We start from the raw sequence: 25,334 nt of genomic DNA, 5'->3' as shown, positions 1-25,334 counted from the left end.
GCATGGAAGTCGTTCTGGCTGTGGTCATTGGGAGTTTATACGCGACCGGGCTCTACATGATGCTGCGACGCAGCGTGGTGAAGCTCATCATCGGCCTAGGACTCCTCTCCAACGGGAGCAACTTGCTCATCTTCACCATGGGACGTTTGGTTCGCGGTCGGCCGCCAATCGTCCCTGAGGGAGAATCGAGCGTCCCTCCGCCATATGCGGATCCGCTCCCTCAGGCGCTCATCCTGACGGCCATCGTCATCAGCTTCGGAGTGCTCGCCTTCGCTCTGGCGCTCATTCATCGCGCGTATCAAACGGTTGGCACGGATGACCTGGATGACCTGAAGACGACGGATACATGAGCGAGGAGGGATGCTTCATGGCGCTCATCCTCCCCATCCTCATCCCTCTCGCGACAGCCACTGTGGGATTCCTTGCCTGGCGCGGGCGACAGTGGCAGCGGGGATTAGGCGTCGTCGGGAGTGTGGCTCTGTTGGTCGCTTCCATCAACCTTTTGGTGCGAGTATGGCAGCACGGTCCTCAAGTCCTCTGGGTGGGCAACTGGCCTGCACCGTTCGGCATTGCGTTGATCGCTGATCTGTTGAGCGCTATCATGGTCGTGCTGGCGGCGACGATTGGCGTGGCCGTCGCTCTTTTCTCCCTCGCGCACATGGATCCGGCCCGTGAGACCTTCGGCTATTACCCCCTTTCGCAGATCCTCCTGATGGGCGTGTGCGGAGCCTTCCTGACGGGCGATCTCTTCAACCTCTACGTTTGGTTCGAGGTCATGCTCATGGCATCGTTCGTCCTCCTCGCACTCGGAGGCGAACGAGCGCAGCTCGAAGGAGCGATCAAGTATGTGACGCTCAATCTCATGGCCTCGGCGCTCTTTCTGACGGCCGTCGGACTGCTCTACGGTCTCGTGGGAACGCTGAATATGGCCGACCTCGCCCAGCGACTTCGCCCTCTGCCACCTTCAGGGGCGAAAACGGCGATCGCCTTCTTGTTGCTGACGGCCTTTGGGATCAAGGCGGCCATCTTCCCTCTCTTCTTCTGGCTTCCGGCCTCGTATCACACGCCCCCGGTCGCCGTCTCGGCCATCTTCGCCGGATTGCTCACGAAGGTGGGTGTCTATGCCTTGCTTCGCGTGTTCACCCTGATCTTCCCCGACCAGGGGCATGCGGTGATTCTCATCGTCTCCGGTCTCACGATGCTCACTGGCGTCCTGGGCGCCCTCGCTCAGAACGAATTTCGGCGCATCCTTTCCTTCCACATCATCAGCCAAATTGGCTACATGATCATGGGGCTTGGACTCCTCACGACGGCGGGACTCGCGGGCTCGATCTTCTACATCATCCACCACATCATCGTCAAAACGAACCTCTTCCTCACAAGTGGTCTCGCGCACGCCGTGCAGGGGAGCTTCGACCTGAACCGGCTCGGGGGGCTGTATCGAACGCATCCGAGCCTGGCAATACTCTTCTTAATCCCAGCGCTCTCGCTGGCGGGTCTCCCTCCGCTTTCGGGCTTCTTCGCGAAGCTGCTTTTGGTCCAAGCTGGCCTACAAGCGGGTCGCTGGATCATCGTCGCCGTCGCCCTGGGAGTGAGTCTGCTGACGCTTCTCTCGATGATGAAGATTTGGACGGAGGCCTTTTGGAAACCCGCAGCCGATGATCCGCCTGCATCGTCGGCGCCCGCTCCAGTTCCCTCGACGCTCACCCCGCTCGCGCCGTCGGGCGTTGTGACGGCCCGCTGGGGGATTCTCTCGAGCGCGGGACTGGCGCTCCTGACAATCCTGATCGGCTTGGGCGCCGAATTCGTGCTCGCGCTGGCGGAAGCGGCAGCCGAACAATTGCAAGATCCGGATCTCTACATCTCCACAATGTTCCGGGGTCGGTCATGACGCTTCTGCTGTGGAATCTGCTGTTGGCCTTGGCGTGGGTCGTCTTGACGGGGCGTTTTGCACCGGACAATTTCCTGTTGGGCTTTTTGCTCGGGTATGGGATCCTGCTGTTCACACATCGAGTCTTGGGAAGCCCTCCGCCGTATTTTCGCAAGGTCCCGCAGGTCCTCGGCCTCATCGTCTTCTTCCTCTGGGAACTGATCCTCTCCAGCCTGCGGGTGGCTCACGATGTGCTCACTCCGACGCACTACATGCGTCCTGGCGTAGTTGGCATCCCACTCGACCTGCGGACCGATGTGGGGATCACTTTCCTGGCGAACTTGATCACGTTGACGCCAGGGACGCTCAGTCTGGAAGTCTCTCCCGACCGGCGCACGCTCTATATCCACGTCATGTACATTGACGATGCCGATGCCGTGCGACGCCGGGTGAAAGAGGGCTTTGAACGACGGATCATGGAGGTGCTTCGATGATGGACGCCGCACCTTCGCTCGCTCTGGGAATACTCGTCGCGGCGCTCTTTCTGGCCTTCGTGCGCTTGCTTCGCGGACCGACGCTGCCGGATCGAGTCGTCGCGCTCGATCTCCTCTCCACCCTCTGCGTCGGATTGAGTGCTGTCTACGCCATCGCCGCGCAGAATCCGGTATTTTTGGATGTCGCCACCCTACTGGCACTTATCTCCTTTCTGGGCACGATCGCCTTCGCCCAATACGTGCGAAAACGAGGACAGCCATGAGGGCCTACATCGTCGCGGTGATGATGCTATGCGGAGCGACCTTCATGCTCATCGCGGCACTGGGATTGATCCGCATGCCCGATCTCTTCACGCGCATGCACGCCACGTCGAAGGCCGGTTCACTTGGAGCTGGGCTCATCCTCCTGGCCGTGGCCATTCACTACGGGGATCTCGGCATCTCAGCGCGCGCATTGGCGACGTTGGCGTTCATCCTTCTGACGGCGCCGATCGCTGCGCACGTTATAGGCCGCGTCGCGTATTTCGTCGGCGTCCCGTTTTGGGAAGGGACCCTTCTGGATGAGCTGGGCGCTCGCCAATTTCGCACGAGAATGGGAGAGGAGGAGAAGCCGGGCTCTTCCTCCGAGGCGCACTTATAGCTCACGGTCACTCGCCGAGAGCTTCCCCCTCGCAAGAGATCCGCACCTCTCCCCGGATCGAGATCAACGGGGCAGACGGATCCCTCAAAGTGGGGCCCGCTTGTTCAGCGAGCCCCAATCCGCTTGACCTCGTGCGAATGCCCCGTTGACGGTTGCGTCAGATCTTCTCGCGGAATTTGATCGTGCAGCCGATGCTCCGGGTCTGCGCGACTGGGATAGGTTTGCCGGCCAGGAGCGCCTCGATGGCATTTTGGAGGTACCGCTCCTTCACGGCCTCGGGATTGCGCGCATTATCGTCAAGCGCGCCGGTGTAAACGAGCTTCCCCGTCGCGTCGAAGAGGAAGAATTCGGGCGTATGTGTGGCCCCGAAAGCTCTCGCCACATCGCTCGTGGCGTCCACGACGTAAGGGAACTCGAAGCCCCGCTCTTTCGTCCGTTGCTGCATCACCTCGTAACTATCCTCGGGGTTCTTCGCCGGATCGTTCGGGTTGATCATGATCACGCCGATGCCTTGCTTCTGCGCCCAGTTGCCGACCTCCGCGATGCGCGTCTCCCAGGCCTTGACCCACGGGCAGGAGTTGCAGGAGAAGATCACCAGCGTCCCTTTCGGCCCTTTGACATCTGCGATGGAGAGCTGACGGCCCGTGACGCTGAGCATCTTCACGTCTTTGACGGAAGCCGGGATTGTGTCCCCGGGCTTGAGCTTGGGCGTGTTCTGAGCCCACACGACCAGCGGCAAAACGATCGCCATTCCCCATGCGAGCACGCGATGCTTCATAAGCTCACCTCCTCATTCTGGATTTGGATTTCGCAGCACTTCTTGAACCAACCGCTCAAACAAGGCGAAATCGCCCTTGCCTTCGTGAAAATGGCGCAATCGGCCTTGGGCGTCATAAATGAACGTGGCCGGGAGCGCCCCCGACCAATCCGGATGAAGCGTCGTGATGAAGGCATTATCGTCGTCCTGGGCTTTCAAGAACGTCGGATATGTCACGCCATGCTTCTGTAGGAATCGGCGCACGGCCGGAAGGTCTGAATCGAAGTCCGCCGAGACGAAGAACACGCGCACGCCTTGATTCCGATAGGCCTTCTCCAACCGAACCAGATCCGGGAACTCCTCGACACAGGGTTGGCAGAAGGTCGCCCAGAGGTTGACGACGGTCACGCGAGCCTTTCCGTCGCGCACTCGGGTGAGCAGCTCTTGAGCCGTCACGGGGATGATCGGAGCGGTCCCGCGTTCATTGCGCCGCGCTTGCTGCGCCCAGGCGCTTCCGGCCAAGCCGACGACCAAAACGAATCCCATCACGTTGATCGCTCGTCGCATACGCCTCCTCGCCATAGCTACGTCCTTTCAGACGTCGGCCCGAGGGATTTGGTTACATCGCCGAGGCTTTCGGAGCAAAGTTCCCCCTAGAGCGTCGTGAGCTTCATGCTGATGTCGGCAGCGGGCGCCGAATGGGTCAGCGCACCGATGGAGATGAAGTCCACGCCCGCTTCGGCATAGGCGCGCACGTTCTCCAGAGTGATCCCTCCGGACGCTTCCACCAAGACCTCCGGGGCGCGCTCGCGGATCAGACGCACGGCCTCGCGCACTTCCTCCGGCGACATGTTATCGAGCAGGATGATATCGGCGCGAGCATCGAGCGCCTCTTGCAAATCCTCCATATTGGAGACTTCGACCTCGATCTTATGCATATGGCCGGCATACTTGCGCGCGCGTTCGACAGCCGTGCGCACGCTCCCGGCCAACGCGATGTGATTGTCCTTGATGAGGACGCCGTCGTCCAGGCCGAACCGATGATTGCGTCCACCGCCTACGACCACGGCGTATTTCTGAAGCATGCGCAGGCCCGGCAGCGTCTTGCGCGTGTCCACGATCTGCGCGCGCGTTCCGGCCACGGCCTCGACGAAAGCGCGCGTCAGCGTCGCGATGCCGGAGAGATGCTGCAGGAGATTGAGCGCCGTACGCTCGGCAGCGAGCAAGACCTCGGCCGGCCCCTCCACGCGCGCGAAAACGTCTCCGGCGCGCACGCGATCCCCATCGGTGACGAACGCTTCGATCTCCACCGAGGAATCGAGGACGGCGAAGACGGCATCGGCCACCTCGAGTCCGGCGACGACCAAATCCTGCTTGGCGATGAAGCGGCCGCGCGCCCTCACCCCAGGCAGCACGACGGCCTCCGTCGTAATATCCCCTCGACCGACATCCTCGGCCAGGAAATCTCCCGCCAATTTGAAGAGGTCGGACGGATTCAGTCGCATCGGCCCCTCCCTCCGCATCGTCATCCCGAGGGCGCTCACAATCCCTCGAGGATCGCCAGAAGCCGCTGCCGGCGCTCGCTCACTTCCTCATGGCGCTCGCGCGTCTCTCGCACGACCTCCTCCGGCGCTCGCTCCAGGAAATCGGCATTGGCCAAGCGACGTTCGAGTTGCTCCAACTCCTTCTCCAGTTTCTCAACGGTACGACGAAGCCGCTCCCGCTCCCGCTCCACATCAATGAGACCCTCCAGAGGCACGGCCAACTCAATCTCGTTCGCCACATCGCGTGCCACTTGCCCATATCCATCCAGCGACGCGACACACTCGATCCGCTCCACGCGCGCCAAGCGGCGAATCGCCGCATCCTGCTCCTCGATCAAGGCCGCCGCCTCTGCCGTCGAGGGACGCACCAACAGCCGTAGCTCCTTGGCCGGATCAATATTCATCACCGCGCGAATGTTCCGCACCTTCGTGATGACTTCGATGATCGTCTCCATGCGCCGTTCGGCCACCGGATCAATGCGCATGGGATTCGACGTCGGATAGGGCGCTAGGCAGATCGTCTCCCCATGATGCGGCAGACGCTGCCACAGCTCCTCGGTGATGAAGGGCATGAAGGGATGCAGCAGTCGCAGCGCCGTCTCTAGGACCTCGCGCAAGCGCTGGCGCGCTGCCCGTCGCTGCGGCGAATCTTCAGCTTGCGTGGCCGCGCCCTTCTGCAACTCCAAATACCAGTCGCAGAAGTCGTGCCAGAAGAAGTGATAGAGCCGATGCGCGGCCTCGTGAAAGCGAAATTCTTCGAGATCGCGCGTGACTTCGGCGATCGTTCGATGCAAGACGCTCTGCATCCACCGATCGGCGAGCGTCAGCGGCACCTCATCGGTCGAAGATGCGACGTCCGTCGCATCAGTGTGCATCAAGACGAAGCGCGCGGCGTTCCAAATCTTATTGCAGAAGTTCCGATACGTCTCCAGCTTCGAATACTGCAACGAGATGTCGTTGCCCGGCGCCGCCGAGGCCAATAGCGTGAAGCGCACGGCATCGGTCCCATAGCGCTCGAAGACCTCCAGAGGATCAATGACGTTGCCACGCGTCTTGGACATCTTCTGCCCATACGGATCGCGCACGAGTCCGTGAATGAGCACGACGCGAAATGGGACGGCGTCAGGATCGCGAGCATGTGCGCGCGAGGGATGATCCGTCATGAATTTCAACCCCATCATCATCATGCGCGCGACCCAGAAGAAGAGGATGTCGAAGCCGGTGACCAAGAGCGACGTGGGATAGAAGGTGCGTAAGTCTTCCGTATCCTCGGGCCACCCGAGCGTCGAGAAGGGCCAGAGCGCCGAGCTGAACCACGTGTCGAGCACATCTTCATCCTGCCGCAATTCCGTGCGGCCGCAAGCGGTGCACGCCGCGGGCGTGTGCCGGGCGACGGTGACATGCCCCTCCGCACAATACCAAGCCGGGATGCGATGCCCCCACCACAACTGCCGACTGATGCACCAATCGCGGATGTTCTCCAGCCACTCAAAATAGACCTTGGTCCAATTCTCCGGCAGAATGCGCGTCCGTCCCTCTCGAACAGCGCGAATGGCCTCCTCCGCGAGTGGCTTCACGTGCAAGAACCATTGCGTGGAGACGAGCGGCTCGATGACCGTCTCACATCGCTGACAATGGCCGACGGCATGGGTGTGCTCTTCGACGCGCACCAATTGCCCCAGCTTCTCCAACTCCTCCACCACGCGCCGACGCGCCTCGAACCGATCCAGACCCGCGAAGGGCCCGGCGGCTTCCGTCATGCGCCCAGCCTGATCGAGCGCGAGGACGCGCGGCAATCCATGCGTCCTTCCGATCTCGAAATCCACCGGATCATGCGCGGGCGTGATCTTGACCGCGCCCGTCCCGAACTCCCGTTCCACGCGGGTATCGGCCAAGATCGGCACTTCGCGATGCACGAAGGGAAGGATGGCCGTCCGACCGATCAGATGCCGATATCGCTCATCGTCCGGATGGACGGCGACCGCAGTATCGCCGAACATCGTCTCCGGGCGCGTCGTCGCGATCACCAAGGCTCGCTCGGAGGGCGCGGCGCTCGGCTCCTCTTTCAAAGCATACGCGATGTAATAGAGCCGCCCGCGCACTTCCCGTTTGGGCGCTTCCAGATCCGAGAGCGCCGTCTGACAGCGCGGGCACCAATTGATGATGTACTCGCCTCGATAGATGAGGCCTTCCTCGTAGAGCCGGACGAACGCCTCGATGACAGCGCGCGACCGCGGGGCATCGAGAGTGAACGCCTCGCGCGTCCAGTCCACCGAGATGCCTTCGCGTCGCATCTGCTGCAGGATCACGCCGCCACTGTGCTCGCGCCACTGCCAGACGCGCTGTTCGAACGCCTCGCGCCCCAACTGTTGGCGCGTCACCCCCTCCTTAGCCAACTCTCGCTCCACGACGACCTGTGTGGCGATCCCCGCATGATCCGTCCCCGGCACCCAGAGGACCCGATCCCCACACATGCGCCGCCAACGCACGACGACGTCTTGAAGCGTGTGATTGAGTGCATGCCCGATATGCAGATGCCCGGTCACATTCGGCGGGGGCAAAACGATGGCGAACGGCGGTCCTTCGGGCCGCATTTCCGGGCGAAAATATCCTCGCTCTTCCCAAATTCGGTACCATCGCCGTTCGACCTCATGTGGATCATAGGCCTTCGGCAGCTCCGACATCGCCCTTCCCTCTCAAAAAAATTGGGGATCACGCGCGACTTCATCGGCTGATCCCCTGCGGATGAAGGATCCACACGGGCGGATTTTCCTCGTCACACCCGTGCGAGCACCTTGGAATCGTTCTGACGACCTTCGTGATGGCCGCGGTCCAGACCGACCCCCATCTCACTTCTTCTCCGGCCTCTTCCTCTCGTCCTTCTTTTCCTTCGCCTTGGCATCAGGTGAGGAGGTCTCCGAACCCGTCGTCACGCCGATGCGCAATTCCTGTCGCCCTTGGGCCGTGCCCCCTGCTCCGGCCGGTGCGGTCGGACCGACGACGACCGTCGTGGCTTGTGGGGTGATGACCGTCTGCGTTGGCAGAAGCGCCGTTGCCGAAGCGATCAGTTCTTCAGCCGTCTCGCCCCGCCTGAGCAGCACCCCCTCTTTGGGGACATCCAAATCCACGATCCCCAACACCGTCTTCATCTTCCCCCACATCGCGCTGAGGAAGCCCTTGTTCGCCGATCCGTCGGCACGAGCGATCTCGGCTGGATCCACTTCGGGCACAGGCTTGCCGATACGCTCCAGCATCTCAGCCGCCTGACGCCGATATTCGCTGTTGGGGAACTCGCGCACCAACCACGCGAAATATTTGGCGGCTTCCTCCGGCTCCTCTTCCTGGAAGAGGACCGTACCAAGCCGGTAGAGCGCTTCGTCGAATTTCGAGTACGTGGGATAGCGCTCGATGATCGTCATCAACCGACGCTTCGCCCCGCGCGGACGCTCGCGGATCATGTAGTGGCGGGCGACGTACATCTCGTGCTCGGCGAGGACGTCTCGAACGGCCTTCAGCCACTGCTGAACCTCGTCCTTGCGATCCGTGTTCGGATAGCGCTGCAAGACGGCCAACAATCGGCGCTCGGCCTCACGCGTCGGCTTCTGATCGCGATCCGGCGGCTGAATGCGTCGCATCTTCGCCAGTGCCACCTGCAAGAGCGCGTCATCCGCCAACGGGTGCGTGGGGAAGAAATTGGCGAAATCGGTGTATTCGACTTCCGCCTGCGCGAGCGCTTCCGACGTTCCCTCCAGATAGAACGAATCGGCAATGGCGAGTTTGGCGATCGGCAGATAGGGACTATCCGGATACGTCGTGATAAGCGTTTGCAGCAGCAAACGCCCGACGATGAATTTGTTCTTGCTCAACTCCGTCAATCCCTGCTCGAACAGCTCCTTATCGCGCCCAGGTCGCGCTTCCTCCAAGACGACCTTCTTGCCACGACCGCATCCGCCAAGGAGCAGGGCGGCGGAAGCGAGCAGGATGATCAACGCAAGCCGTTTGTCCCTCATGATCCCCCTCAACACGTTGTTCGCCTCTCGAAGCGTCGAGCTAATTCTACCATCTCTGCGACGACTTGGGCAGGGTCGGGCGCCGCGAAAATCGCCGATCCGGCTACGACCATCTCGACCCCGCCTTCCAGGACCTCCATGAGGTTCTCCACACCGATCCCTCCATCCATCTCGATCCGCGTCAGAAGACCGCGCTCGCGGATCATCGCGCGTAAGCGCCGCGCGCGATCGAGCGATGCGGGGATGAATCGCTGTCCTCCCCATCCCGGATTCACCGACATGAGCAGGACGAAATCGGCATACTCCAGCGCTTCCTCGATGGCCCACAGGGGCGTGGCGGGATTCAAAGCGATGCCCGCGCGGCAACCCAGCTCGCGAATTCGCGTGAGCGTCCGATGTAAATGCGGACTCGCCTCCACATGGACCGAGATATAGTTCGCCCCAGCGCGCGCGAAGTCCTCCAGGTAACGCTCCGGCTCGACGATCATCAGATGCACGTCCAGCGGCAACGTCGTCACTCGACGAACGGCCTCCACCACCAGCGGTCCGACGGTGATGTTGGGAACGAAGCGCCCGTCCATCACATCAATGTGAATGAGAGAAGCCCCGGCTCGCTCCACCAAAGCGATCTGCTCCCCCAAACGCGCGAAATCCGCTGAGAGAATGGATGGGGCGATGTGAATCATCGCTCCGGCCTCCTCTGTGGCGAAGGCTCGGATGGCTCGCCACGCGCTTTCAACTCCGGCGAGGCGAACGGCGGGCGCTCCTCAGTCAACGGAGGAGACGAAGCGTGAGGTTGTGCCTCTCCCGCTTCGAGAGAAGCCGGCTCCGATGATGATCGTTCGCCGGAACCAGGGGCTTTTCGCTCCATGGCTTCCGGCGACGGCGCGCGATCGGAAGGACGCGGTCCCAAGCTCACGTTGACGCGCAGTGGCTGACCGCGCTTGACGCTCATCCCCGGCGGCGGCCATTGCTCAACGATGAACTGGGCCGGATAGCGCTCGTCGTAGACGGTGCCTTTCACCTGAAGCTTCAAGCCCGTGCGCTCGGCCATGCGTTCAGCTTCCGAGAGCGGCTTGCCCACCAAAGCCGGAGTCCGCACGACCGGCTGACGCAGCACAAGATACATCGCGACCGAAGCGCTCAGGACGAAGACGACGAGCGCGCTCACGACGATCGAAAGCTCGCGCCCCAGGTTCAGCAACCGCCGCATCACCCCTCCCTTGCTCGGGAAGTGTAGCACGGCCCTTACGGAAGCGCCACATCCACGACGATGGGCGCGTGATCCGAGACCGGTTGCTCCTGATACGTCAAGCCCGAGAGCGTCTGCGGACGCACGCTCGACACTCCGGACTCCCCATCTTGAACTTCTCCCTCAGCGAGCGGACGCAACGCGCGCGCGGCGAACCAATCGAGCCGAAGTCCGATCCGACAGCCATACGGCTGGTACTTGCGGATCACCCACGCGTGCGAGAATCCCGGCACGTAGTGCGCATCTTCGGCGACTTCGACCGGAAGGATGTGTGTCGGCGTTTCGTCATTCCACTCGCGGTAGTGATAGCCGCGCTGGCGCAATACGTCGAAGAGCGGCTCGCGCCCGCGATCGGGATAGCGAAGGTCGCGTTGCATGCGCTCGGCCGAACACAACAGAATGCGCAACAATTCCCGAAGCGCGCGCCATCGCGTGCCTCGCGCGAACGTGCTCGTATTCCAATCGCCAGCCAGCAGCACGGGGACGTCCGTCCCCTCCAAGGCATCGAGGATCGCCGCCATCTGTCGCGCGCGCTCGCGCGGCGTCGTGCGCGTCTCCAGGTGCGTGCAGACGGCGCGCAAAAGTTTCCCTCCCGGCAGCTCTACATCCGCGATCAGGGCGATCCGCCGACCGAAGCGCTTCTCACCAAACTCGAAATATTCGAAGCACTGCGGGAGCGAGAGAATCCGCGCCGCGCGCACGGGATAGCGCGACAAGATGGCATTGCCCTGCAACGCCGTCGTATTCTCCCCGGGCAGCTCGCGTTCGGCCCCGACGCCTTTAGTCAACTCCACATACGCGGGCGCGAAGACGCCGTGCATCCCGAGCGAGCGACTGAGCGCCTCGGTGATGTCTCGATTCCCCGATCGGTTCATACCGTGATCCACTTCGTTGAGGAAGAGCAGATCGGCCTCTCGCAAAATGGGATGCGTCTCCAGAAGATGGCGCAGACCTTCGAAGCGCTTTCCCTTCTCGATGTTCCACTGAACAGCGCGCAAGAACGCGCGCACGCGCGGCCGCACGCCATCGCGCACGTACCACTGCACGGTCTCCAGAAGCGCGCGCAGTCGCTCGGCGTGCCGACGGTAGAAGTCCGAAGCATAGAGCGCCCGCAACGTCGCGAATTGTCTCAATCCCCGAATGAGATCCGCATGCGCGATCTCCCGTTCTCCACGCATCCCCGACATCCTCGCCCGATGGAATGCGAAGAACAGCCCGAACTTCAAAACGCGCCGTCTCCCCGCAAGCGCCGCACATCGCGAGGCTGCAGACGATCGGCGAAGAGCGCGAGAAAATTCTCCGTCGTCTGCCGGGCGACAGCCTCCAGCGATTCTCCCCACACGTCGGCGAGCCGACGAGCGACCTCGCGCACAAAGAGCGGTTCGTTCCGCTTCCCGCGATAGGGGACGGGAGCCAGATAGGGGCAATCGGTCTCGATCAGGATGCGCTCGCGCGGCAATGCGCGGACCACTTCGACGAGCGCCGACGCATTCCGAAACGTGATGATGCCCGAGAACGAAATGTACAACCCCAACTCCACGCATCGGCGCGCCATCTCCAAGCTCCCCGTGAAGCAATGCATCATACCGCGCACGCGAGGCCCATGCTCCTGCAAGAGCGCGAGGGTATCGGCCTCCGCTTCGCGCGAATGGATGATGACGGGGAGCCCTCGACGTTCGGCCACCTGCAGTTGCCGACGGAAGACCTCGCGCTGCACCGGACGAGGAGAATGATCGTAGTGGTAATCGAGCCCGATCTCCCCCCAGGCGATGACCTTGGGATGAGCAGACAGCGCGAGCAATCGCTCTTCCAAGTCCGCCGTGTACGTCTTCGCATCGTGGGGATGAACGCCGAGCGCCAGATAGATCCCGTCGTGCGCCTCCGCGAGGGCGAGCGCGCGCTCGAACGTCGGCTCCGGTCCACTCAATGCGACATCGAGGATCACGGCGACGCCACCAGCGCGAGCTCGCGCGAGCACCTCGTGGCGATCAACATCGAATTCGGGAGCATTCACATGCGCGTGCGCATCCGCGAAGATGCTCATCGCAGCTTCGCCCCGCTTGGCACGTCCTCCAGGAATCCAGCGAGCACCGGACGTTCTTCCGGCCCCACGACGGCTGCCAACACCATACCCCGCGATTCGATCCCCCGGACCTTCCGTGGCTGCAAGTTCGCCACGAGGATCACCTTTCGTCCGACCAGTTCTTCCGGTCGGTAATAGGGAGCGATCCCCGCGACGACCTGTCGCGGCTCCGCTTCGCCGATGTCTACCAGCAATCGCAGGAGCTTATCCGCTCCCGCCACCTTCTCGGCGAAGACCACAGTCCCCGCGCGCAAGTCCACGCGCGCAAATTCCTCAATAGTGATCGATGACGGCGATGCCGGCGAATGACCTTGACTCTCGATCTCTGCCATAATCCTCTCCTTGTCCATCCTGGGAAAGAGTGGGCGCACCTCGCCGATGCGGGCTCCGGCCATCGGCGCCTCGAACTCGAGCGCGATCGGATTCACGTGAGCGGGCTCATCGGGAAGTCCCAGCTGCCTCCAGAGCGCGCGCATGGTCTCCGGAAGGACGGGAGCTAGCAGCACGGCCAATACCCGCAGGGCGCGCACGGCGATGGCGAGCACGGTCTCCACGCGCGCTCGCTCTTCGGGACGACGCGCCAGATCCCATGGCTTCGTGTCCGAGAGATATTTATCCACGCGGGCGATCAGCCCCCAGGCGGCTTCTAAGGCCCGGCTGAAATTGTACGCGTCGAATTCGGCGATGAATGTGCGGATCGTCGCCTCAATGGCCGCCCGAATCTCCTCCTCGTATCCCCCCAACGCGCGCGTCGAGATCGAAGGGAGACTCCCCCCGCAGAACCGCTGCACCATCGTGAGCGTGCGACTGGCGAGATTCCCCACCCCATCGGCCAGATCAGCATTCGCGCGCTCGATGAGCGCTCCGTAGGTGAAATCGGCATCCTCGCCGAAGACCATCTCGCGCAAGCAGAAGTAGCGCACGACATCGCGCGGGAAGAAGCGGCGCAGCACAGCCAGGTCAATGACGTTGCCGAGGGTCTTGGACATCTTGCGCCCCCCCGAGAGCCACATCCCGTGCGCATAGACCGTGCGCGGCAGCGGCAGTCCCGCCGCCATCAAGAACGCCGGCCAGTAGACGGCGTGGAAGCGCAGGATGTCCTTGCCCACGATGTGCACGTCGGCCGGCCAATACCGTTCGAAGATCGGGCCCTCGCTGATCCCCGCTGCCCGCAAATGTTCCCCATCGTTCCCCCAGCCCAATGCCGTGATGTAATTCGACAGGGCATCGAACCACACGTACATCGTATGCTGCGGATCCTCGGGAACCGGTACTCCCCATCGAACCGAGACACGACTGATCGAGAGGTCCTTCAACCCGCCTTTGACGAAACTCACCACCTCGTTGTAGCGCGAGGTCGGACGCACGCACTCGGGATGCTCTCGATAATAAGCCAGCAGCCGATCTTGAAACGCTGAGAGGCGGAAGAAGTAACTCTCTTCAGCCACGCGTTCCGCCGGACGATTGTGCAGCTCGCACAGCGGCGGGCGTCCCGGCTCTTCCTCCTCTTTGAATTCCGCACAGGCCGGACAGAACCAGCCCTCGTATTGTCCCTTGTAGATGTATCCGGCCTCGTGCACGCGCCGCCACAACGCTTGCGCCCCGCGGTGATGATAGGCATCCGACGTGCGAATGAAATAACTCGGCTCCAGGCCGAAATCCCGAATCATGCCCTTGAACGCTTCGGCCATCTCATCGCAATGCGCCTGTGGGGAGACGCCTCGCTCGCGCGCGATGCGTTCGATATTTTGCCCATGCTCATCCGTGCCCGTCAGGAAGAACGTGTCGTACCCGCATTGCCGCTTATAGCGGGCGAGCGTATCGGCCACCAATGTCGAGTAGAGATGTCCCAGATGCGGGAAGCTGTTGACGTAGTAGATGGGCGTGGTGACATAGAACGTCTTCATCACCCCTCCCTGTCGCGGCGCCGAAATGCCACAAGCGCCGCCAGCATGACTTCTCGCACCGGCACCCGATGGCGCTCGGCTGCCTGCCGACAGACATCGAACTCCGGGGCCGCGTTCACGATCTCACCGTCCAAGGTGGCGACCTTCACCGGGATCGGCCCATACGGCGTCTCCACCGAGACCACCTCGCGGGCCAACGCGCGCCGCTCAACCTCATAGAAGCGCACGCCGAGCGTCGGCGTCTCGCGAAAAAGGAGCGTCAAGAGCGCCTCTCGATCCTCGGGCCGACACAGGAGGGTGAGCAGCGTCCCCAATCTCCCTTTCTTCATCACGACAGGAACGGCGAAGGCCTCGAGCGCCCCTGCCTGCAACGCTCGCTCCACGACGTGGCCGAGGATCTGCGGGCTGGCATCGTCCAAGTTGGTTTCGAGCATGAGTAAGCGCTCCCGTCCCGACGCCGCACGCGTCTCCCCAAGCATCACCCGCAGGAGATTCGGAAAATCGGGGAAATCCCGGGTTCCTGCTCCATAGCCGATCCCCTCCAGACGCATCTCCGGCATCGGCCCGAAGTCCTCGCAAAACGTCGCCAGCAGCGCCGCTCCTGTCGGCGTCACCAGCTCCGCCTCAATGTCGCTCGTGTACACGCGCGCCCCTTTGAGTAACTCTGCCGTCGCTGGAACTGGAACCGGATATCGCCCATGCGCGCATCCGAGGAATCCTCGCCCCAAGTGAACCGGCGACGCGAGAAATCGCTCGATCCCCAATAGCTCGAACCCCACGCACGCGCCCACGATATCCACGATCGAATCCACGGCACCCACTTCGTGAAAGGTGACCTCCTCGACGGCACATCCGTGCGCCCGCGCCTCGGCCTGCGCCAATCGGTGGAAGACCTCCTCCGCTCGTCTCTTCACCCTCTCCGAGAGTTCTGACGCTCGAATGATTTGCACGATCTCCTCAAGCCGCCGATGCGGATGTCCCGCCCCGTGAGCGTGCGCATGATCCTCTCCCTCGATCCACACATCGAATTTCGTACCCCGCAGGTGCGCGCGGCGAACTTCGCTCCGCCGCAATTCATATCCGCGAAGCGGCAGCTTCGCTAATTCGCTTCTGAGCGCGTCGAAATCCAGACCGAGGTCGAGCAGCGCCCCCAAGATCATGTCGCCGCTCGCTCCCGCGAAACAGTCGAAGTAGAGCGTGCGCCCCATCACTCGTCCTCCACTCCACCTTCTGACGGAGAGAGCAACGGCAAGACCTCTCCTGCTCGACCGAGGATCGTGATATCCGCGATCTCCGTGATCGGCGTCGTCTCCGGGTTCACCTCGATCACCAACGCGCGATTCTGCTGGGCGAGCACAGGGAGCGCGGCTGCCGGATAAACCACGGCCGAGGTCCCAACGACGAGGAAAAGGTCGCACGTCGCCGTCGCCGCTACCGCTTGTGCGAAGATCGCCTCCGGCACAGCCTCTCCGAACAAGACGACATCAGGCCGCAAGAGCCCCCCGCACGCCGAACAGCGCGGCGGGATCTCCGGAAGCGGCACACGACGATCTTCCGCCTTCAAGTCACACCGCATGCAGCGAACCCGCCAGAGACTGCCGTGCAATTCCAGCACGTTGTGACTTCCCGCTCGTTGATGCAATCCATCCACGTTCTGCGTGATCACCGTGAGCCGCTCGAAATGTCGCTCCCAAGCGGCGATCGCTCGATGCGCCGGATTGGGCTCAGCCCGTTCGATCACTTCCCGACGATAGGCATACCATTCCCAGAACGTGACCGGATCCGCGCGAAGCATCTCTGGGGTCGCAATCTTCTCTACCGGCAGCCCCTTCCACACGGGCGCCCCTCCGCCACCGCGAAACGTCGGCACACCGCTTTCCGCTGAAACTCCTGCCCCCGTCAGCACGGCGACTGCCCACGCTTCGCGAAATCGCTCCTTGAGTTCCTCCGTAACGCGTTCGTAGATCATTACACGACCGCGCGGTATCCGCACCGCGCGAAAGCATTAATCTTATCGGCGACTCCCCGGGAAAACAAGCACACGAATGACATGGGGACGCCCGACCTCGGAGGGCCGTCCTGGCGATCACGGGGAAAGACGGTCGGCGAAACTTGACAAATTAGTCAGGTTTTGCCAGACTTGAGCGTGGTCGTTCTTGGAGGGGGCGATGCGGATTACGGCGCAAGAGGAATATGGCCTTCGCTGCCTGCTGCAACTGGCGTTGCAGCCGGAAGGGGAACCGTTGACCGTTCGGGAGATCGCCCGGCGTGAAGGGCTTTCGACGGCTTATGTGGAGAAGCTCCTGCATCTGCTCAGTCGCGCCGGTCTGACCCGCAGCGTGCGTGGACAAAGTGGTGGTTATTGCTTGAGTCGCTCGCCACAGGAGATCTCGCTCGGGGAGATCATCCGCGCGCTCGGCGGGTTCGTTTCCGACGCCGAGATCTGCAATCAGTTCACGGGGAATTTGGACTATTGCGTCCACGTGAACAATTGTGGGATTCGACCACTCTGGCGCGTGGCATTTTACATTCAAAGCATGCTCGATCGTATCCCTCTCTCGGCCTTGCTCCACGATGAGCAAAAGGTCGAGCGCGATCTCTTGGAGACGGGCCGATCGAGCTTCATCGCCGTGTGAGGTTTTTTGCGCGCAATGATGACTTTTTAGTGAGGATTCCAGGAGGTGGCTATGGCGACGCCGACGAACGTCATCGAGGAACTGGTCAACCGGGAATACCGGTATGGCTTCGTCACGCCGGTGGAGGAGGAGGTCTTCCCGCCAGGGCTGAACGAGGACATCATTCGCAGGATCTCGGCCAAGAAGAACGAGCCGGAATGGCTGCTGGAGTGGCGACTGCGCGCCTATCGGTATTGGGCGAAGCTCGTGGAAGAAGGCGCCGAGCCCCGATGGGCGAACGTTACGTATCCTCCCATTGATTATCAGGCGATCCGCTATTACGCGGCTCCCAAGCGGCGGCCGAAGAGCCTGGACGAGGTGGATCCGGAGATTCGCCGGACGTATGAGAGGCTCGGCATTCCCCTGGAAGAGCAGGAGCGGCTGGCCGGCGTGGCCGTGGATGCTGTTTTCGATAGCGTCTCGGTGGCGACGACCTTCCGTCAAAAGCTCGCCGAATTGGGCATCATCTTCTGCTCCTTCTCTGAGGCCGTACAGGAGTATCCGGAACTCGTGCGGAAATGGCTCGGCTCGGTCGTGCCCTACACGGATAACTTCTTCGCCGCGCTCAACTCGGCCGTCTTCAGCGATGGGTCTTTCGTCTATGTCCCCAAGGGGGTGCGCTGTCCGATGGAGCTTTCCACCTACTTCCGCATCAACGCCTCGCAGACGGGACAGTTCGAGCGCACGCTCATCATCGCCGATGAAGGGGCGTATGTGAGCTATCTGGAAGGTTGCACGGCCCCCATGCGCGACGAAAACCAACTCCATGCCGCCGTTGTGGAACTGATCGCCCTGGACAACGCGACGATCAAGTATTCGACCGTCCAGAACTGGTATCCGGGCGATCGTGAGGGGCGCGGCGGTATCTACAACTTCGTCACCAAGCGCGGCAAGTGCTTGGGGCGCAACTCGAAGATCTCTTGGACACAGGTCGAGGTCGGTTCGGCTATCACGTGGAAATATCCGAGCTGCATCTTGATCGGCGACAATTCGGTGGGCGAATTCTATTCGGTGGCTGTGACCAATCACTATCAACAGGCCGACACGGGAACGAAGATGATCCACATCGGGAAGAATACGCGGAGCACGATCATCTCCAAGGGGATCTCAGCGGGTCATGGGCAGAACACCTATCGCGGGATGGTGAAGATCATGAAGGGGGCTACGGGAGCGCGGAATTATTCGCAGTGCGATTCGCTGCTTCTGGGCGACAAGTGCGGCGCGCATACGTTCCCCTACATCGAGGTGCACGAGCCGACGGCGCAGTTGGAGCATGAGGCGACGACCTCGAAGATCAGCGAAGAGCAGCTCTTCTACTGTCGGCAGCGCGGGCTCTCGGCCGAAGATGCCATCTCCATGATCGTCAATGGCTTCTGCAAGGAGGTGCTGCGCGAGTTGCCGATGGAATTCGCCGTCGAAGCCCAGAAACTCCTTGGCATCAGTTTGGAGGGAAGTGTCGGATGAGCAAGCGACCACTTTTGGAGATTCGGAACCTTCGCGTTCGCGTGGACGGGCAGGAGATCCTCAAGGGGATCGCGCTGACCGTATATCCGGGAGAGGTCCATTCGATCATGGGGCCCAATGGCTCTGGCAAGAGCACTCTCGCTCAGGTATTAGCCGGACGCGAGATCTATGAGATCGTCGAAGGGGAAGTCCTCTACGACGGGGAGGACCTCTTGCTGATGCCCCCGGAGGAACGGGCGCGCCGAGGGATCTTCCTCGCCTTTCAATATCCGGTCGAGATCCCGGGCGTGAGCAACCTCTACTTCCTCAAAGCCGCCGTGAACACCATCCGCAAGCAGCGGGGGTTGCCGGAGCTGGACGCCATGGAATTTCTCACGCTCGCTCGCGAGAAGGCGAAGCTTGTCGAGCTGGACGAGAACCTGCTGCAGCGGGCGGTGAACGATGGCTTCTCCGGTGGGGAGAAGAAGCGGAACGAGATCTTCCAAATGGCGCTGCTGGAGCCGAGGCTCGCCATCTTGGATGAGACGGATTCGGGTCTGGACATTGACGCCCTTCGCATCGTCGCGCAGGGGATCAATGCCCTGCGCCATCCGGATCGCGCCATCGTCCTCATCACTCACTATCAGCGGCTGCTCAACTACGTCACCCCGGATGTCGTGCACGTCCTCTACGATGGCCGCATCGTGAAATCGGGGGGGAAGGAGCTGGCCCTGGAGCTGGAAGAGAAAGGCTACGGATGGATCGCCGAAGAGATCATCGGCTCGCTGCGCTCATGAACGACGCGATGTTCGGTCGAAGCGAAGAGAAGACGCTATATCGGGCCCATTTCGCGGAATGGAACGAAATCGTTCGTCAGCAAGAGCCGGCATGGCTGCGGGCTCGTCGAGAAGCGGCTTTTGCTCGCTTCGAGGCCTTGGGATTCCCGACGACGCGCCAAGAGGAATGGCGCTTCACGAACCTTGCGCCTATGCTGCGCGTCCCGTTTCAATTGGCCGTCGCCCGATCAGAACGCTCACTCCTGGAGGAGTGGCTCGCCCCTTATCGGGAATGGATGGCGCATCATCTCGTCTTCGTGAACGGACATTTTGTGGGAGAGATTCCGGCCGGCGATCATCCGCCGAGACTCCTCGCGCGGGGAATCCGCGCGCTCCTTCGCGAGGAACCGGATCTTGTGAAGCCCTATTTGGCCAGTCTGGAGGAAAGGACGACGAATGCCTTCGCCGCGCTGAACGCGGCTTTCCTCACTGATGGGGCGTTCGTGCGAATCCCGCGAGGTGCCATTGTGGAGACGCCTATTCATCTCCTTTTCCTCGCCCTCGACGAGGGAGCGCCCATAGTCACCCATCCTCGGAATGTGATCCTCGCCGAGGAAAATAGCCAAGCGACGATCATCGAGAGCTATGTGAGTCTCGGCGATGGCCAGTACTTCACCAACGCCGTCACGGAGATCTGGGCAGGGGAGAACGCCATCGTGCAGCATTATAAGGTGCAGCGCGAAAGCTCCGCGGCCTTCCACATCGCGAGCGTGGGCATCACGGAAGAACGCACGGCGACGGTCCTCGATTTCTCCATCGCACTCGGAGGAGCGTTGGCGCGGACGGACATCGTGGCGCTCTTGAAAGGCGAAGGCGCCGAATGCACGTTGAACGGCTTTTACTGGGCGCGGGGCCAACAGCTCGTGGATCACCATACGGTGATCGAGCATGTGGCGCCACACGGCACGAGCCGTGAATTCTACAAAGGCATCCTCGACGACGAAGCTCGTGGGGTCTTCGATGGGACGATCGTCGTGCGCCCGGGGGCGCAGAAGACCGACGCCCGACAAGTGAACAAGAACTTGCTGCTCTCGACCGAAGCGTTGGTCAACACGAATCCGCGCCTGCAGATCCTCGCCGATGATGTGAAGTGCAGTCATGGCGCGACCACCGGGCATCTGGACGAAGATGCGCTCTTCTATTGCCGCTCGCGCGGCTTGGACGCGGAGACGGCGCGCGAGATGCTCACGTATGCGTTCGCCTCGGACATCCTCAATACGATCGCCTTTGGTCCCTTGCGGCGCTCTGTCGGGGAATGGGTCTTGACGGAGTGGCCCGAAGGAGAGAAGCTCAAGGAGTTGCTATGAACGCTGTGAATCCGGCCTGTTCGTCCACGACGTCTTTTGATGTGAGGCATGTTCGAGAGGATTTCCCAGCCTTGTGGCAGCAGGTGAACGGAAAACCCCTCGTTTATTTGGATAACGCGGCCACGACGCAGAAGCCGCGCCAGGTTCTAGAAGCGGTGCGACGCTTCTACGAAGAGGACTGCTCGAATGTGCATCGGGGCGTGCACACGTTGAGTCAACGAGCGACCGAAGCTTATGAGCGCGCGCGGGAGAGCGTCCGACGATTCCTCAACGCCCGATCCGAGCAGGAGATCGTCTTCGTCCGAGGGACAACTGAAGCGATCAATCTGGTGGCCCATAGCTTCGGCCGGCGATACGTGCGAGCGGGCGATGAGATCCTCATCTCGGCCATGGAACATCACTCGAACATCGTGCCGTGGCAGATCCTCTGTGAGGAGACGGGCGCGCGGCTTCGCGTCGCTCCGATCAACGATGCGGGAGAACTGCTGCTGGAGGAATTCGAGCGACTTCTGAATCCACGCACGCGGCTCGTCGCCATCACGCACTTGTCGAATGCCCTGGGGACGATCGTTCCCGTTCGGGAGATCATCCGACTCGCCCATGAACGGGGCATCCCAGTTTTGCTCGATGGCGCGCAAGCCGTCGCCCATCTGAAAGTGGACGTGCAGGAGCTCGATTGCGACTTCTATGCGTTCTCCGGGCACAAGCTCTATGGGCCGACGGGAATCGGCGTCCTCTACGGGAAGGCGGAATGGCTGGAGGCGATGCCCCCGTATCAGGGCGGGGGGGATATGATCAGTTCGGTGACGTTCGAGAGAACGACCTACAATCGGCTGCCCTACAAGTTCGAGGCGGGGACGCCGCACATCGCAGGCGCCATTGGTCTGGGCGCCGCGATCGAATATGTGACGGCGCTCGGCCTGGAGGCCATCGCGGCTCATGAGCGCGATTTGCTCACATATGCCACGGAAGCCATCTCAGGGATCCCGGGGGTGCGCCTCATTGGCACTGCACGTGAAAAAGCGAGCATCCTTTCATTCACACTCGAAGGCATCCATCCTCACGACATCGGGACGATCTTGGATCAAGAAGGGATCGCCATTCGGGCGGGTCATCACTGCGCGCAACCGGTCATGGAGCGCTTCGGCGTGCCGGCGACGGCGCGCGCCTCTTTCGCCCTCTACAACACGAGGGAGGAAGTGGACGCGTTGGTGAGGGCTTTGGAGAAGGCGCGGGAGGTGTTCGGGCTATGACCGATCTGCGCGATCTCTATCAAGAGGTATTGCTCGATCACAGTAAGCGACCGCGAAATTTCGGTGTCCTGGAAGACGCCGATCATACGGCCGTCGGGCATAACCCGCTCTGTGGAGACAAGGTCGTCGTCTACCTGCGGATGGAAGGGGACCGGATCGCCGAGATTCGCTTTCAAGGCCAGGGATGCGCCGTCTCGCAAGCTTCGGCTTCGATGATGACCGAGAGCGTCAAGGGCAAGACGCGCGCGGAAGCGGAAGCGCTGTTCGAACGCTTCCACGAATTGCTCACGAGCAAAGATTCCGACGTCGCCGAAGCTCCCGAATTGGGGAAGCTCGCGATCTTCGCCGGCGTGCGGAAATATCCTGTTCGCGTCAAATGCGCGACGCTCGCGTGGCACACCTTGCGCGCGGCTCTCGAACAGAAGGCCGAGACGGTCTCAACTGAATGAGACCGCCGGAGGGAGGGGATCTATGGAGGAGATTCGACCGACATCGCCATCGGAACCGGTGACGACGCCTGCGGAGTCCAATGCTTCGGCGGATTCGGCCACGTCGGCAACGTCCACAGCGGAGCTGCGGGAGAAGATCATCGCGGTGCTGCGGACCTGTTACGATCCGGAGATTCCGGTCAACATCTACGATCTCGGCCTCATCTACGACATCGAGATCACGCCCGAAGGGGCGGTGACCGTGCGCATGACGCTCACGGCCCCAGGATGTCCGGTCGCCTTCTCGCTTCCCCTCGAGGTCGAGGCGAAGCTACGCGGCATCGAAGGCGTGACTGATGCTCGTGTGGAGCTCGTGTGGGATCCGCCGTGGACGCCGGATCGGATGAGCGAGACGGCGCGCTTGCAATTGGGCTGGTGGTGAACGCGCGCGAGGGCTGATCCATGCTCACGCGCGAACTGGATCGCACGGGCGTTCAGGTTCCGATCATCGGTCAAGGGACATGGCGCATGGGCGAACGCGCCGCGCGCGAGCGGGAGGAGATCGAAGCCTTGCGCTTGGGGTTGGATCTCGGCCTCACGCACATTGACACGGCCGAGATCTATGGGAACGGACGCACGGAGGAATTGGTCGGAAAAGCCATCGCGGGACGCCGTCACGAAGTCTTCCTCGTGAGCAAAGTCTATCCCGAACATGCTTCATACAAGGGAACGATTCGGGCTTGTGAGCAGAGCTTGCGTCGCTTGCGCACCGATTATCTCGACCTCTATCTCGTCCACTGGTGGAGCGATCGTCACCCGATCGAAGAGACGATGCGCGCGATGGAGGACTTGGTGGCGGCTGGGAAGATCCGCTTCATCGGGGTGAGCAACTTCACTGTCGAGCAATTGGAACGCGCTCAACGCGCGCTGGCGCGCGAGCGGATCGTGTGCGATCAAGTCTGTTACCACCTGAAGGCGCGTCACATCGAATACCGCTTGCTCCCCTATTGCGAGCAACAGGGCATCGCCATCGTCGGATATTCTCCCTTCGGGAGCGGGGATTTCCCGTCACCGAGAAGCCGCGGTGGACGCGTGCTCGCCGAGATCGGGGCGAAATATGGGAAGACCCCGCATCAGGTCGCGCTCAATTTCCTCACACGGCGACCGAACGTGTTCACGATTCCGAAAGCCAGTCGTCCCGAGCACGTTCGAGAGAACGCCGAGGCTGTCGGCTGGACGCTCGCTCCTGAGGACCTCGCAGCCCTGGATGAAGTGTTCCCCCCGCCAACGCGGGATAGCCCTCTCCCGATGATCTAGATCATCGCCGTCGAGGTCGCGGCCGCGTCTGGCGTTCCATCACGGCGAGGATGTTCTTAGCGTCCTCCAGATGCTTGGGATCCTTCCCAATTTCGACGTACTTGGTCAGGAGCACCCGCGCCCGCCCCTTGTCGGCGTTGTAGAAGTTGTAGACGCCCAATTCGTAGTAGCTCTCGGCGTGGTTCGGATTCAGCTCGAGCACGCGCTCGAAGACTTGAGCGGCCATCTCGAGCTTGTTCTCTTGAACGAGTCGTTGGCCCAACTCGAAGAGGCGCTCATCCACGGGCTCGCCCAATTGCGTGTAGGCCTCCGTGTACGCGCGAATGGCGTCGGACAAGCGCCCCTCGTTCAAATAGAGCAGCGCGAGCGCTTGATGGTATTCCGGCTTGCGCGGGTTCAGCTCGATGGCCTTGCGATAGGCGGCGATGGCCTTGTCCGTCTGCTGCAGGCCGACATAGCATCGGCCCATGGCGAACCAGATCGAAGGCTCCTCGCGCGAGATCATCTGGCGCGCCGCCTCGTACTTTTGCAACGCCTCCTGATACTTTCCATCGCGCAGCAGTTGATCGCCCTCGGCCAGGATCTCGTTCGCCTTTTGAATCGTGGCGTATTCCTTGTGTTCGAGAATTTGGCTCTTCAAGCGCTGATACTCCGCCTCTTGCGGTCGCTGCCGAATCGCCTCGTCAATGACTTCGATGGCCTTGTCGTACTGACCATCATTGGCGTAGGCGAGAGCGAGATTGTAGCGGACGTCCGTATTCTCCGGCTGCAAAGCGAGCAGCTCGGAGAACTTGGCAATAGCCGTCTTGAAATCGCGATTCTGCATCGCCCGTTGCCCCGCCTCGTGCAACTCATCGCGTTTGCGGAATTCCGGCAGTCGCTCCATCACCTCCCGATACCGGGCCTCGTTGGGATTCATCTCGACGGCCATGCGGATCTGTCGCTCGCCTTCATCCCACTTTCGCTGTTGCGCGAGCGCCACACCGTAGAAGAATCGCGCTTCGGCATTCCCCGGAGCGATTTGGAGCAGTCGTTCCAACTTCTCGGCGGCCTCGGAAAAACGTTGCTGCTGCAGGGCCTGGAAGCCCTCTTGCAAGAGCTGATTCGCTTGCTGAATGAGTGCCGGGTCCTCGAAGTAGAGCCTCTTGGTCATCTCGCCCGCTTGAAAGTGCAGGGTCACGGCCGTCTCCTTCTCTGCGATCACGGTGAGCGGTTCGCGAGAGACCGGGTCGTATCCCTTGCGTCGTCCGATCACACGATACACGCCCGGATCGAGCTTCTTGAAAACGGCCTTTCCCTCTTTATCGCTCTTGGCCTCCAGGACCCTCTGCACCTGCAAGCTCATCACCGTGACGTTCACGTCCTTGAGCGGCTGACCCGCCGCATCCACGCACGTGATGACGAGCGTCCCTGCTCCTTGCGCCAACGCCTGCGAGGCTCCCCACGCGAGGCACAAGCTCACCACAAGCCCTGCGATCTTGCCCGTCTTCCTCATAAGTCCTCCTCTTCGTCGCGAGA

At 61.7% G+C, this 25,334-nt stretch carries 26 protein-coding genes; 13 read left to right on the top strand and 13 right to left on the bottom strand.

The window, feature by feature from the left end; all coding sequences use genetic code 11:
- Positions 1–2: 2 nt before the first annotated feature.
- Genes NZ746_06190 through mnhG form a run of 5 tightly spaced genes read left to right on the top strand, consistent with a single transcriptional unit; the run spans position 3 to position 3,004 of the window.
- Complete coding sequence (locus NZ746_06190; GenBank protein MCS6816954.1) at positions 3–350, top strand: Na+/H+ antiporter subunit C; 348 nt, start codon at positions 3–5, stop codon at positions 348–350.
- A gap of 17 nt (positions 351–367) precedes the next feature.
- Positions 368–1,891 carry a Na+/H+ antiporter subunit D gene (locus NZ746_06185; protein MCS6816953.1) on the top strand — a complete coding sequence of 508 codons (1,524 nt, stop codon included), beginning with the start codon at positions 368–370 and terminating at the stop codon, positions 1,889–1,891.
- A complete protein-coding gene (locus tag NZ746_06180) occupies positions 1,888–2,364 on the top strand; it encodes a Na+/H+ antiporter subunit E (protein MCS6816952.1) in 477 nt (158 codons plus the stop codon). Before NZ746_06185 ends, NZ746_06180 begins: the two co-directional genes overlap by 4 nt.
- Positions 2,364–2,627, top strand: coding sequence for a cation:proton antiporter (locus tag NZ746_06175; protein ID MCS6816951.1), 264 nt, complete (start codon positions 2,364–2,366; stop codon positions 2,625–2,627). The genes NZ746_06180 and NZ746_06175 overlap by 1 nt, the downstream gene beginning before the upstream one ends.
- Positions 2,624–3,004, top strand: coding sequence for a monovalent cation/H(+) antiporter subunit G (gene mnhG / locus NZ746_06170; protein MCS6816950.1), 381 nt, complete (start codon positions 2,624–2,626; stop codon positions 3,002–3,004). The genes NZ746_06175 and mnhG overlap by 4 nt, the downstream gene beginning before the upstream one ends.
- 157 nt (positions 3,005–3,161) lie before the next feature.
- Here mnhG and NZ746_06165 read toward each other — a convergent pair whose 3' ends face one another.
- The 12 genes from NZ746_06165 to NZ746_06110 form a co-directional block, all read right to left on the bottom strand.
- On the bottom strand, positions 3,162–3,782 hold the full coding sequence (locus NZ746_06165; protein MCS6816949.1) for a thioredoxin family protein: 621 nt from the start codon (positions 3,780–3,782) through the stop codon (positions 3,162–3,164).
- Positions 3,783–3,794: 12 nt separating this feature from the next.
- Positions 3,795–4,328, bottom strand: a complete 534-nt coding sequence (locus NZ746_06160; GenBank protein MCS6816948.1) for a TlpA family protein disulfide reductase — start codon at positions 4,326–4,328, stop codon at positions 3,795–3,797.
- An 86-nt stretch (positions 4,329–4,414) separates the two neighbouring features.
- The gene (gene nadC, locus NZ746_06155; GenBank protein ID MCS6816947.1) at positions 4,415–5,266 is read right to left on the bottom strand and encodes a carboxylating nicotinate-nucleotide diphosphorylase; all 852 of its coding nucleotides are present in this window, start codon (positions 5,264–5,266) and stop codon (positions 4,415–4,417) included.
- 35 nt (positions 5,267–5,301) lie between these two features.
- Positions 5,302–7,989 (bottom strand): valine--tRNA ligase, encoded by a 2,688-nt coding sequence (locus NZ746_06150; GenBank protein MCS6816946.1) that lies wholly within the window; start codon positions 7,987–7,989, stop codon positions 5,302–5,304.
- 165 nt (positions 7,990–8,154) lie between these two features.
- On the bottom strand, positions 8,155–9,315 hold the full coding sequence (gene bamD, locus NZ746_06145; protein MCS6816945.1) for an outer membrane protein assembly factor BamD: 1,161 nt from the start codon (positions 9,313–9,315) through the stop codon (positions 8,155–8,157).
- An 8-nt stretch (positions 9,316–9,323) separates the two neighbouring features.
- A complete protein-coding gene (rpe, locus tag NZ746_06140) occupies positions 9,324–10,001 on the bottom strand; it encodes a ribulose-phosphate 3-epimerase (protein ID MCS6816944.1) in 678 nt (225 codons plus the stop codon).
- A complete protein-coding gene (locus tag NZ746_06135; GenBank protein ID MCS6816943.1) occupies positions 9,998–10,528 on the bottom strand; it encodes a PASTA domain-containing protein in 531 nt (176 codons plus the stop codon). Before NZ746_06135 ends, rpe begins: the two co-directional genes overlap by 4 nt.
- A gap of 35 nt (positions 10,529–10,563) precedes the next feature.
- Positions 10,564–11,745, bottom strand: coding sequence for an endonuclease/exonuclease/phosphatase family protein (locus NZ746_06130; protein MCS6816942.1), 1,182 nt, complete (start codon positions 11,743–11,745; stop codon positions 10,564–10,566).
- A gap of 44 nt (positions 11,746–11,789) precedes the next feature.
- Entirely contained in the window at positions 11,790–12,611 is an 822-nt protein-coding gene (locus NZ746_06125) for a TatD family hydrolase (protein MCS6816941.1), read from the bottom strand.
- Positions 12,608–14,557 (bottom strand): methionine--tRNA ligase, encoded by a 1,950-nt coding sequence (metG, locus tag NZ746_06120; protein MCS6816940.1) that lies wholly within the window; start codon positions 14,555–14,557, stop codon positions 12,608–12,610. The genes NZ746_06125 and metG overlap by 4 nt, the downstream gene beginning before the upstream one ends.
- Positions 14,557–15,765: a nickel pincer cofactor biosynthesis protein LarC gene (gene larC / locus NZ746_06115; protein ID MCS6816939.1), complete on the bottom strand. Its 1,209-nt coding sequence runs from the start codon at positions 15,763–15,765 to the stop codon at positions 14,557–14,559. The genes metG and larC overlap by 1 nt, the downstream gene beginning before the upstream one ends.
- Entirely contained in the window at positions 15,765–16,526 is a 762-nt protein-coding gene (locus NZ746_06110; GenBank protein ID MCS6816938.1) for an NAD-dependent deacylase, read from the bottom strand. Before NZ746_06110 ends, larC begins: the two co-directional genes overlap by 1 nt.
- 199 nt (positions 16,527–16,725) lie before the next feature.
- Here NZ746_06110 and NZ746_06105 point away from each other — a divergent pair, with 199 nt between their 5' ends.
- From NZ746_06105 to NZ746_06070, 8 genes are read left to right on the top strand one after another with little or no spacing between them, the layout of a single operon-like run.
- Positions 16,726–17,193: an Rrf2 family transcriptional regulator gene (locus NZ746_06105; GenBank protein ID MCS6816937.1), complete on the top strand. Its 468-nt coding sequence runs from the start codon at positions 16,726–16,728 to the stop codon at positions 17,191–17,193.
- 51 nt (positions 17,194–17,244) lie between these two features.
- Positions 17,245–18,696 (top strand): Fe-S cluster assembly protein SufB, encoded by a 1,452-nt coding sequence (gene sufB / locus NZ746_06100; GenBank protein MCS6816936.1) that lies wholly within the window; start codon positions 17,245–17,247, stop codon positions 18,694–18,696.
- The gene (gene sufC, locus NZ746_06095; GenBank protein ID MCS6816935.1) at positions 18,693–19,472 is read left to right on the top strand and encodes a Fe-S cluster assembly ATPase SufC; all 780 of its coding nucleotides are present in this window, start codon (positions 18,693–18,695) and stop codon (positions 19,470–19,472) included. Before sufB ends, sufC begins: the two co-directional genes overlap by 4 nt.
- Positions 19,433–20,818, top strand: a complete 1,386-nt coding sequence (gene sufD / locus NZ746_06090; GenBank protein ID MCS6816934.1) for a Fe-S cluster assembly protein SufD — start codon at positions 19,433–19,435, stop codon at positions 20,816–20,818. The genes sufC and sufD overlap by 40 nt, the downstream gene beginning before the upstream one ends.
- Positions 20,815–22,071 (top strand): cysteine desulfurase, encoded by a 1,257-nt coding sequence (locus tag NZ746_06085; protein MCS6816933.1) that lies wholly within the window; start codon positions 20,815–20,817, stop codon positions 22,069–22,071. The genes sufD and NZ746_06085 overlap by 4 nt, the downstream gene beginning before the upstream one ends.
- Complete coding sequence (locus tag NZ746_06080) at positions 22,068–22,520, top strand: SUF system NifU family Fe-S cluster assembly protein (GenBank protein ID MCS6816932.1); 453 nt, start codon at positions 22,068–22,070, stop codon at positions 22,518–22,520. The genes NZ746_06085 and NZ746_06080 overlap by 4 nt, the downstream gene beginning before the upstream one ends.
- A 22-nt stretch (positions 22,521–22,542) precedes the next feature.
- On the top strand, positions 22,543–22,941 hold the full coding sequence (locus NZ746_06075; GenBank protein ID MCS6816931.1) for an SUF system Fe-S cluster assembly protein: 399 nt from the start codon (positions 22,543–22,545) through the stop codon (positions 22,939–22,941).
- A 20-nt stretch (positions 22,942–22,961) separates the two neighbouring features.
- The gene (locus tag NZ746_06070) at positions 22,962–23,816 is read left to right on the top strand and encodes an aldo/keto reductase (protein MCS6816930.1); all 855 of its coding nucleotides are present in this window, start codon (positions 22,962–22,964) and stop codon (positions 23,814–23,816) included.
- Position 23,817: 1 nt separating this feature from the next.
- Here the strand turns inward: NZ746_06070 and NZ746_06065 are convergent, their stop codons facing one another.
- Entirely contained in the window at positions 23,818–25,311 is a 1,494-nt protein-coding gene (locus NZ746_06065) for a tetratricopeptide repeat protein (GenBank protein MCS6816929.1), read from the bottom strand.
- Between the last annotated feature and the right edge of the window lie 23 nt (positions 25,312–25,334).

It is taken from the genome of Blastocatellia bacterium (assembly GCA_025055075.1).
Lineage (GTDB): Bacteria > Acidobacteriota > Blastocatellia > HR10 > HR10 > HR10.
This window is presented reverse-complemented; position numbering and strand designations above follow the sequence as displayed.

Bases quoted from the DNA above. Each gene is read 5' to 3' on its own strand.
- NZ746_06190 (MCS6816954.1), top strand. From the start codon at position 3: ATGGAAGTCGTTCTGGCTGTGGTCATTGGGAGTTTATACGCGACCGGG.
- NZ746_06185 (MCS6816953.1), top strand. From the start codon at position 368: ATGGCGCTCATCCTCCCCATCCTCATCCCTCTCGCGACAGCCACTGTG.
- NZ746_06180 (MCS6816952.1), top strand. From the start codon at position 1,888: ATGACGCTTCTGCTGTGGAATCTGCTGTTGGCCTTGGCGTGGGTCGTC.
- NZ746_06175 (MCS6816951.1), top strand. From the start codon at position 2,364: ATGGACGCCGCACCTTCGCTCGCTCTGGGAATACTCGTCGCGGCGCTC.
- mnhG (MCS6816950.1), top strand. From the start codon at position 2,624: ATGAGGGCCTACATCGTCGCGGTGATGATGCTATGCGGAGCGACCTTC.
- NZ746_06165 (MCS6816949.1), bottom strand. From the start codon at position 3,782: ATGAAGCATCGCGTGCTCGCATGGGGAATGGCGATCGTTTTGCCGCTG.
- NZ746_06160 (MCS6816948.1), bottom strand. From the start codon at position 4,328: ATGCGACGAGCGATCAACGTGATGGGATTCGTTTTGGTCGTCGGCTTG.
- nadC (MCS6816947.1), bottom strand. From the start codon at position 5,266: ATGCGACTGAATCCGTCCGACCTCTTCAAATTGGCGGGAGATTTCCTG.
- NZ746_06150 (MCS6816946.1), bottom strand. From the start codon at position 7,989: ATGTCGGAGCTGCCGAAGGCCTATGATCCACATGAGGTCGAACGGCGA.
- bamD (MCS6816945.1), bottom strand. From the start codon at position 9,315: ATGAGGGACAAACGGCTTGCGTTGATCATCCTGCTCGCTTCCGCCGCC.
- rpe (MCS6816944.1), bottom strand. From the start codon at position 10,001: ATGATTCACATCGCCCCATCCATTCTCTCAGCGGATTTCGCGCGTTTG.
- NZ746_06135 (MCS6816943.1), bottom strand. From the start codon at position 10,528: ATGCGGCGGTTGCTGAACCTGGGGCGCGAGCTTTCGATCGTCGTGAGC.
- NZ746_06130 (MCS6816942.1), bottom strand. From the start codon at position 11,745: ATGCGTGGAGAACGGGAGATCGCGCATGCGGATCTCATTCGGGGATTG.
- NZ746_06125 (MCS6816941.1), bottom strand. From the start codon at position 12,611: ATGAGCATCTTCGCGGATGCGCACGCGCATGTGAATGCTCCCGAATTC.
- metG (MCS6816940.1), bottom strand. From the start codon at position 14,557: ATGAAGACGTTCTATGTCACCACGCCCATCTACTACGTCAACAGCTTC.
- larC (MCS6816939.1), bottom strand. From the start codon at position 15,765: ATGGGGCGCACGCTCTACTTCGACTGTTTCGCGGGAGCGAGCGGCGAC.
- NZ746_06110 (MCS6816938.1), bottom strand. From the start codon at position 16,526: ATGATCTACGAACGCGTTACGGAGGAACTCAAGGAGCGATTTCGCGAA.
- NZ746_06105 (MCS6816937.1), top strand. From the start codon at position 16,726: ATGCGGATTACGGCGCAAGAGGAATATGGCCTTCGCTGCCTGCTGCAA.
- sufB (MCS6816936.1), top strand. From the start codon at position 17,245: ATGGCGACGCCGACGAACGTCATCGAGGAACTGGTCAACCGGGAATAC.
- sufC (MCS6816935.1), top strand. From the start codon at position 18,693: ATGAGCAAGCGACCACTTTTGGAGATTCGGAACCTTCGCGTTCGCGTG.
- sufD (MCS6816934.1), top strand. From the start codon at position 19,433: ATGGATCGCCGAAGAGATCATCGGCTCGCTGCGCTCATGAACGACGCG.
- NZ746_06085 (MCS6816933.1), top strand. From the start codon at position 20,815: ATGAACGCTGTGAATCCGGCCTGTTCGTCCACGACGTCTTTTGATGTG.
- NZ746_06080 (MCS6816932.1), top strand. From the start codon at position 22,068: ATGACCGATCTGCGCGATCTCTATCAAGAGGTATTGCTCGATCACAGT.
- NZ746_06075 (MCS6816931.1), top strand. From the start codon at position 22,543: ATGGAGGAGATTCGACCGACATCGCCATCGGAACCGGTGACGACGCCT.
- NZ746_06070 (MCS6816930.1), top strand. From the start codon at position 22,962: ATGCTCACGCGCGAACTGGATCGCACGGGCGTTCAGGTTCCGATCATC.
- NZ746_06065 (MCS6816929.1), bottom strand. From the start codon at position 25,311: ATGAGGAAGACGGGCAAGATCGCAGGGCTTGTGGTGAGCTTGTGCCTC.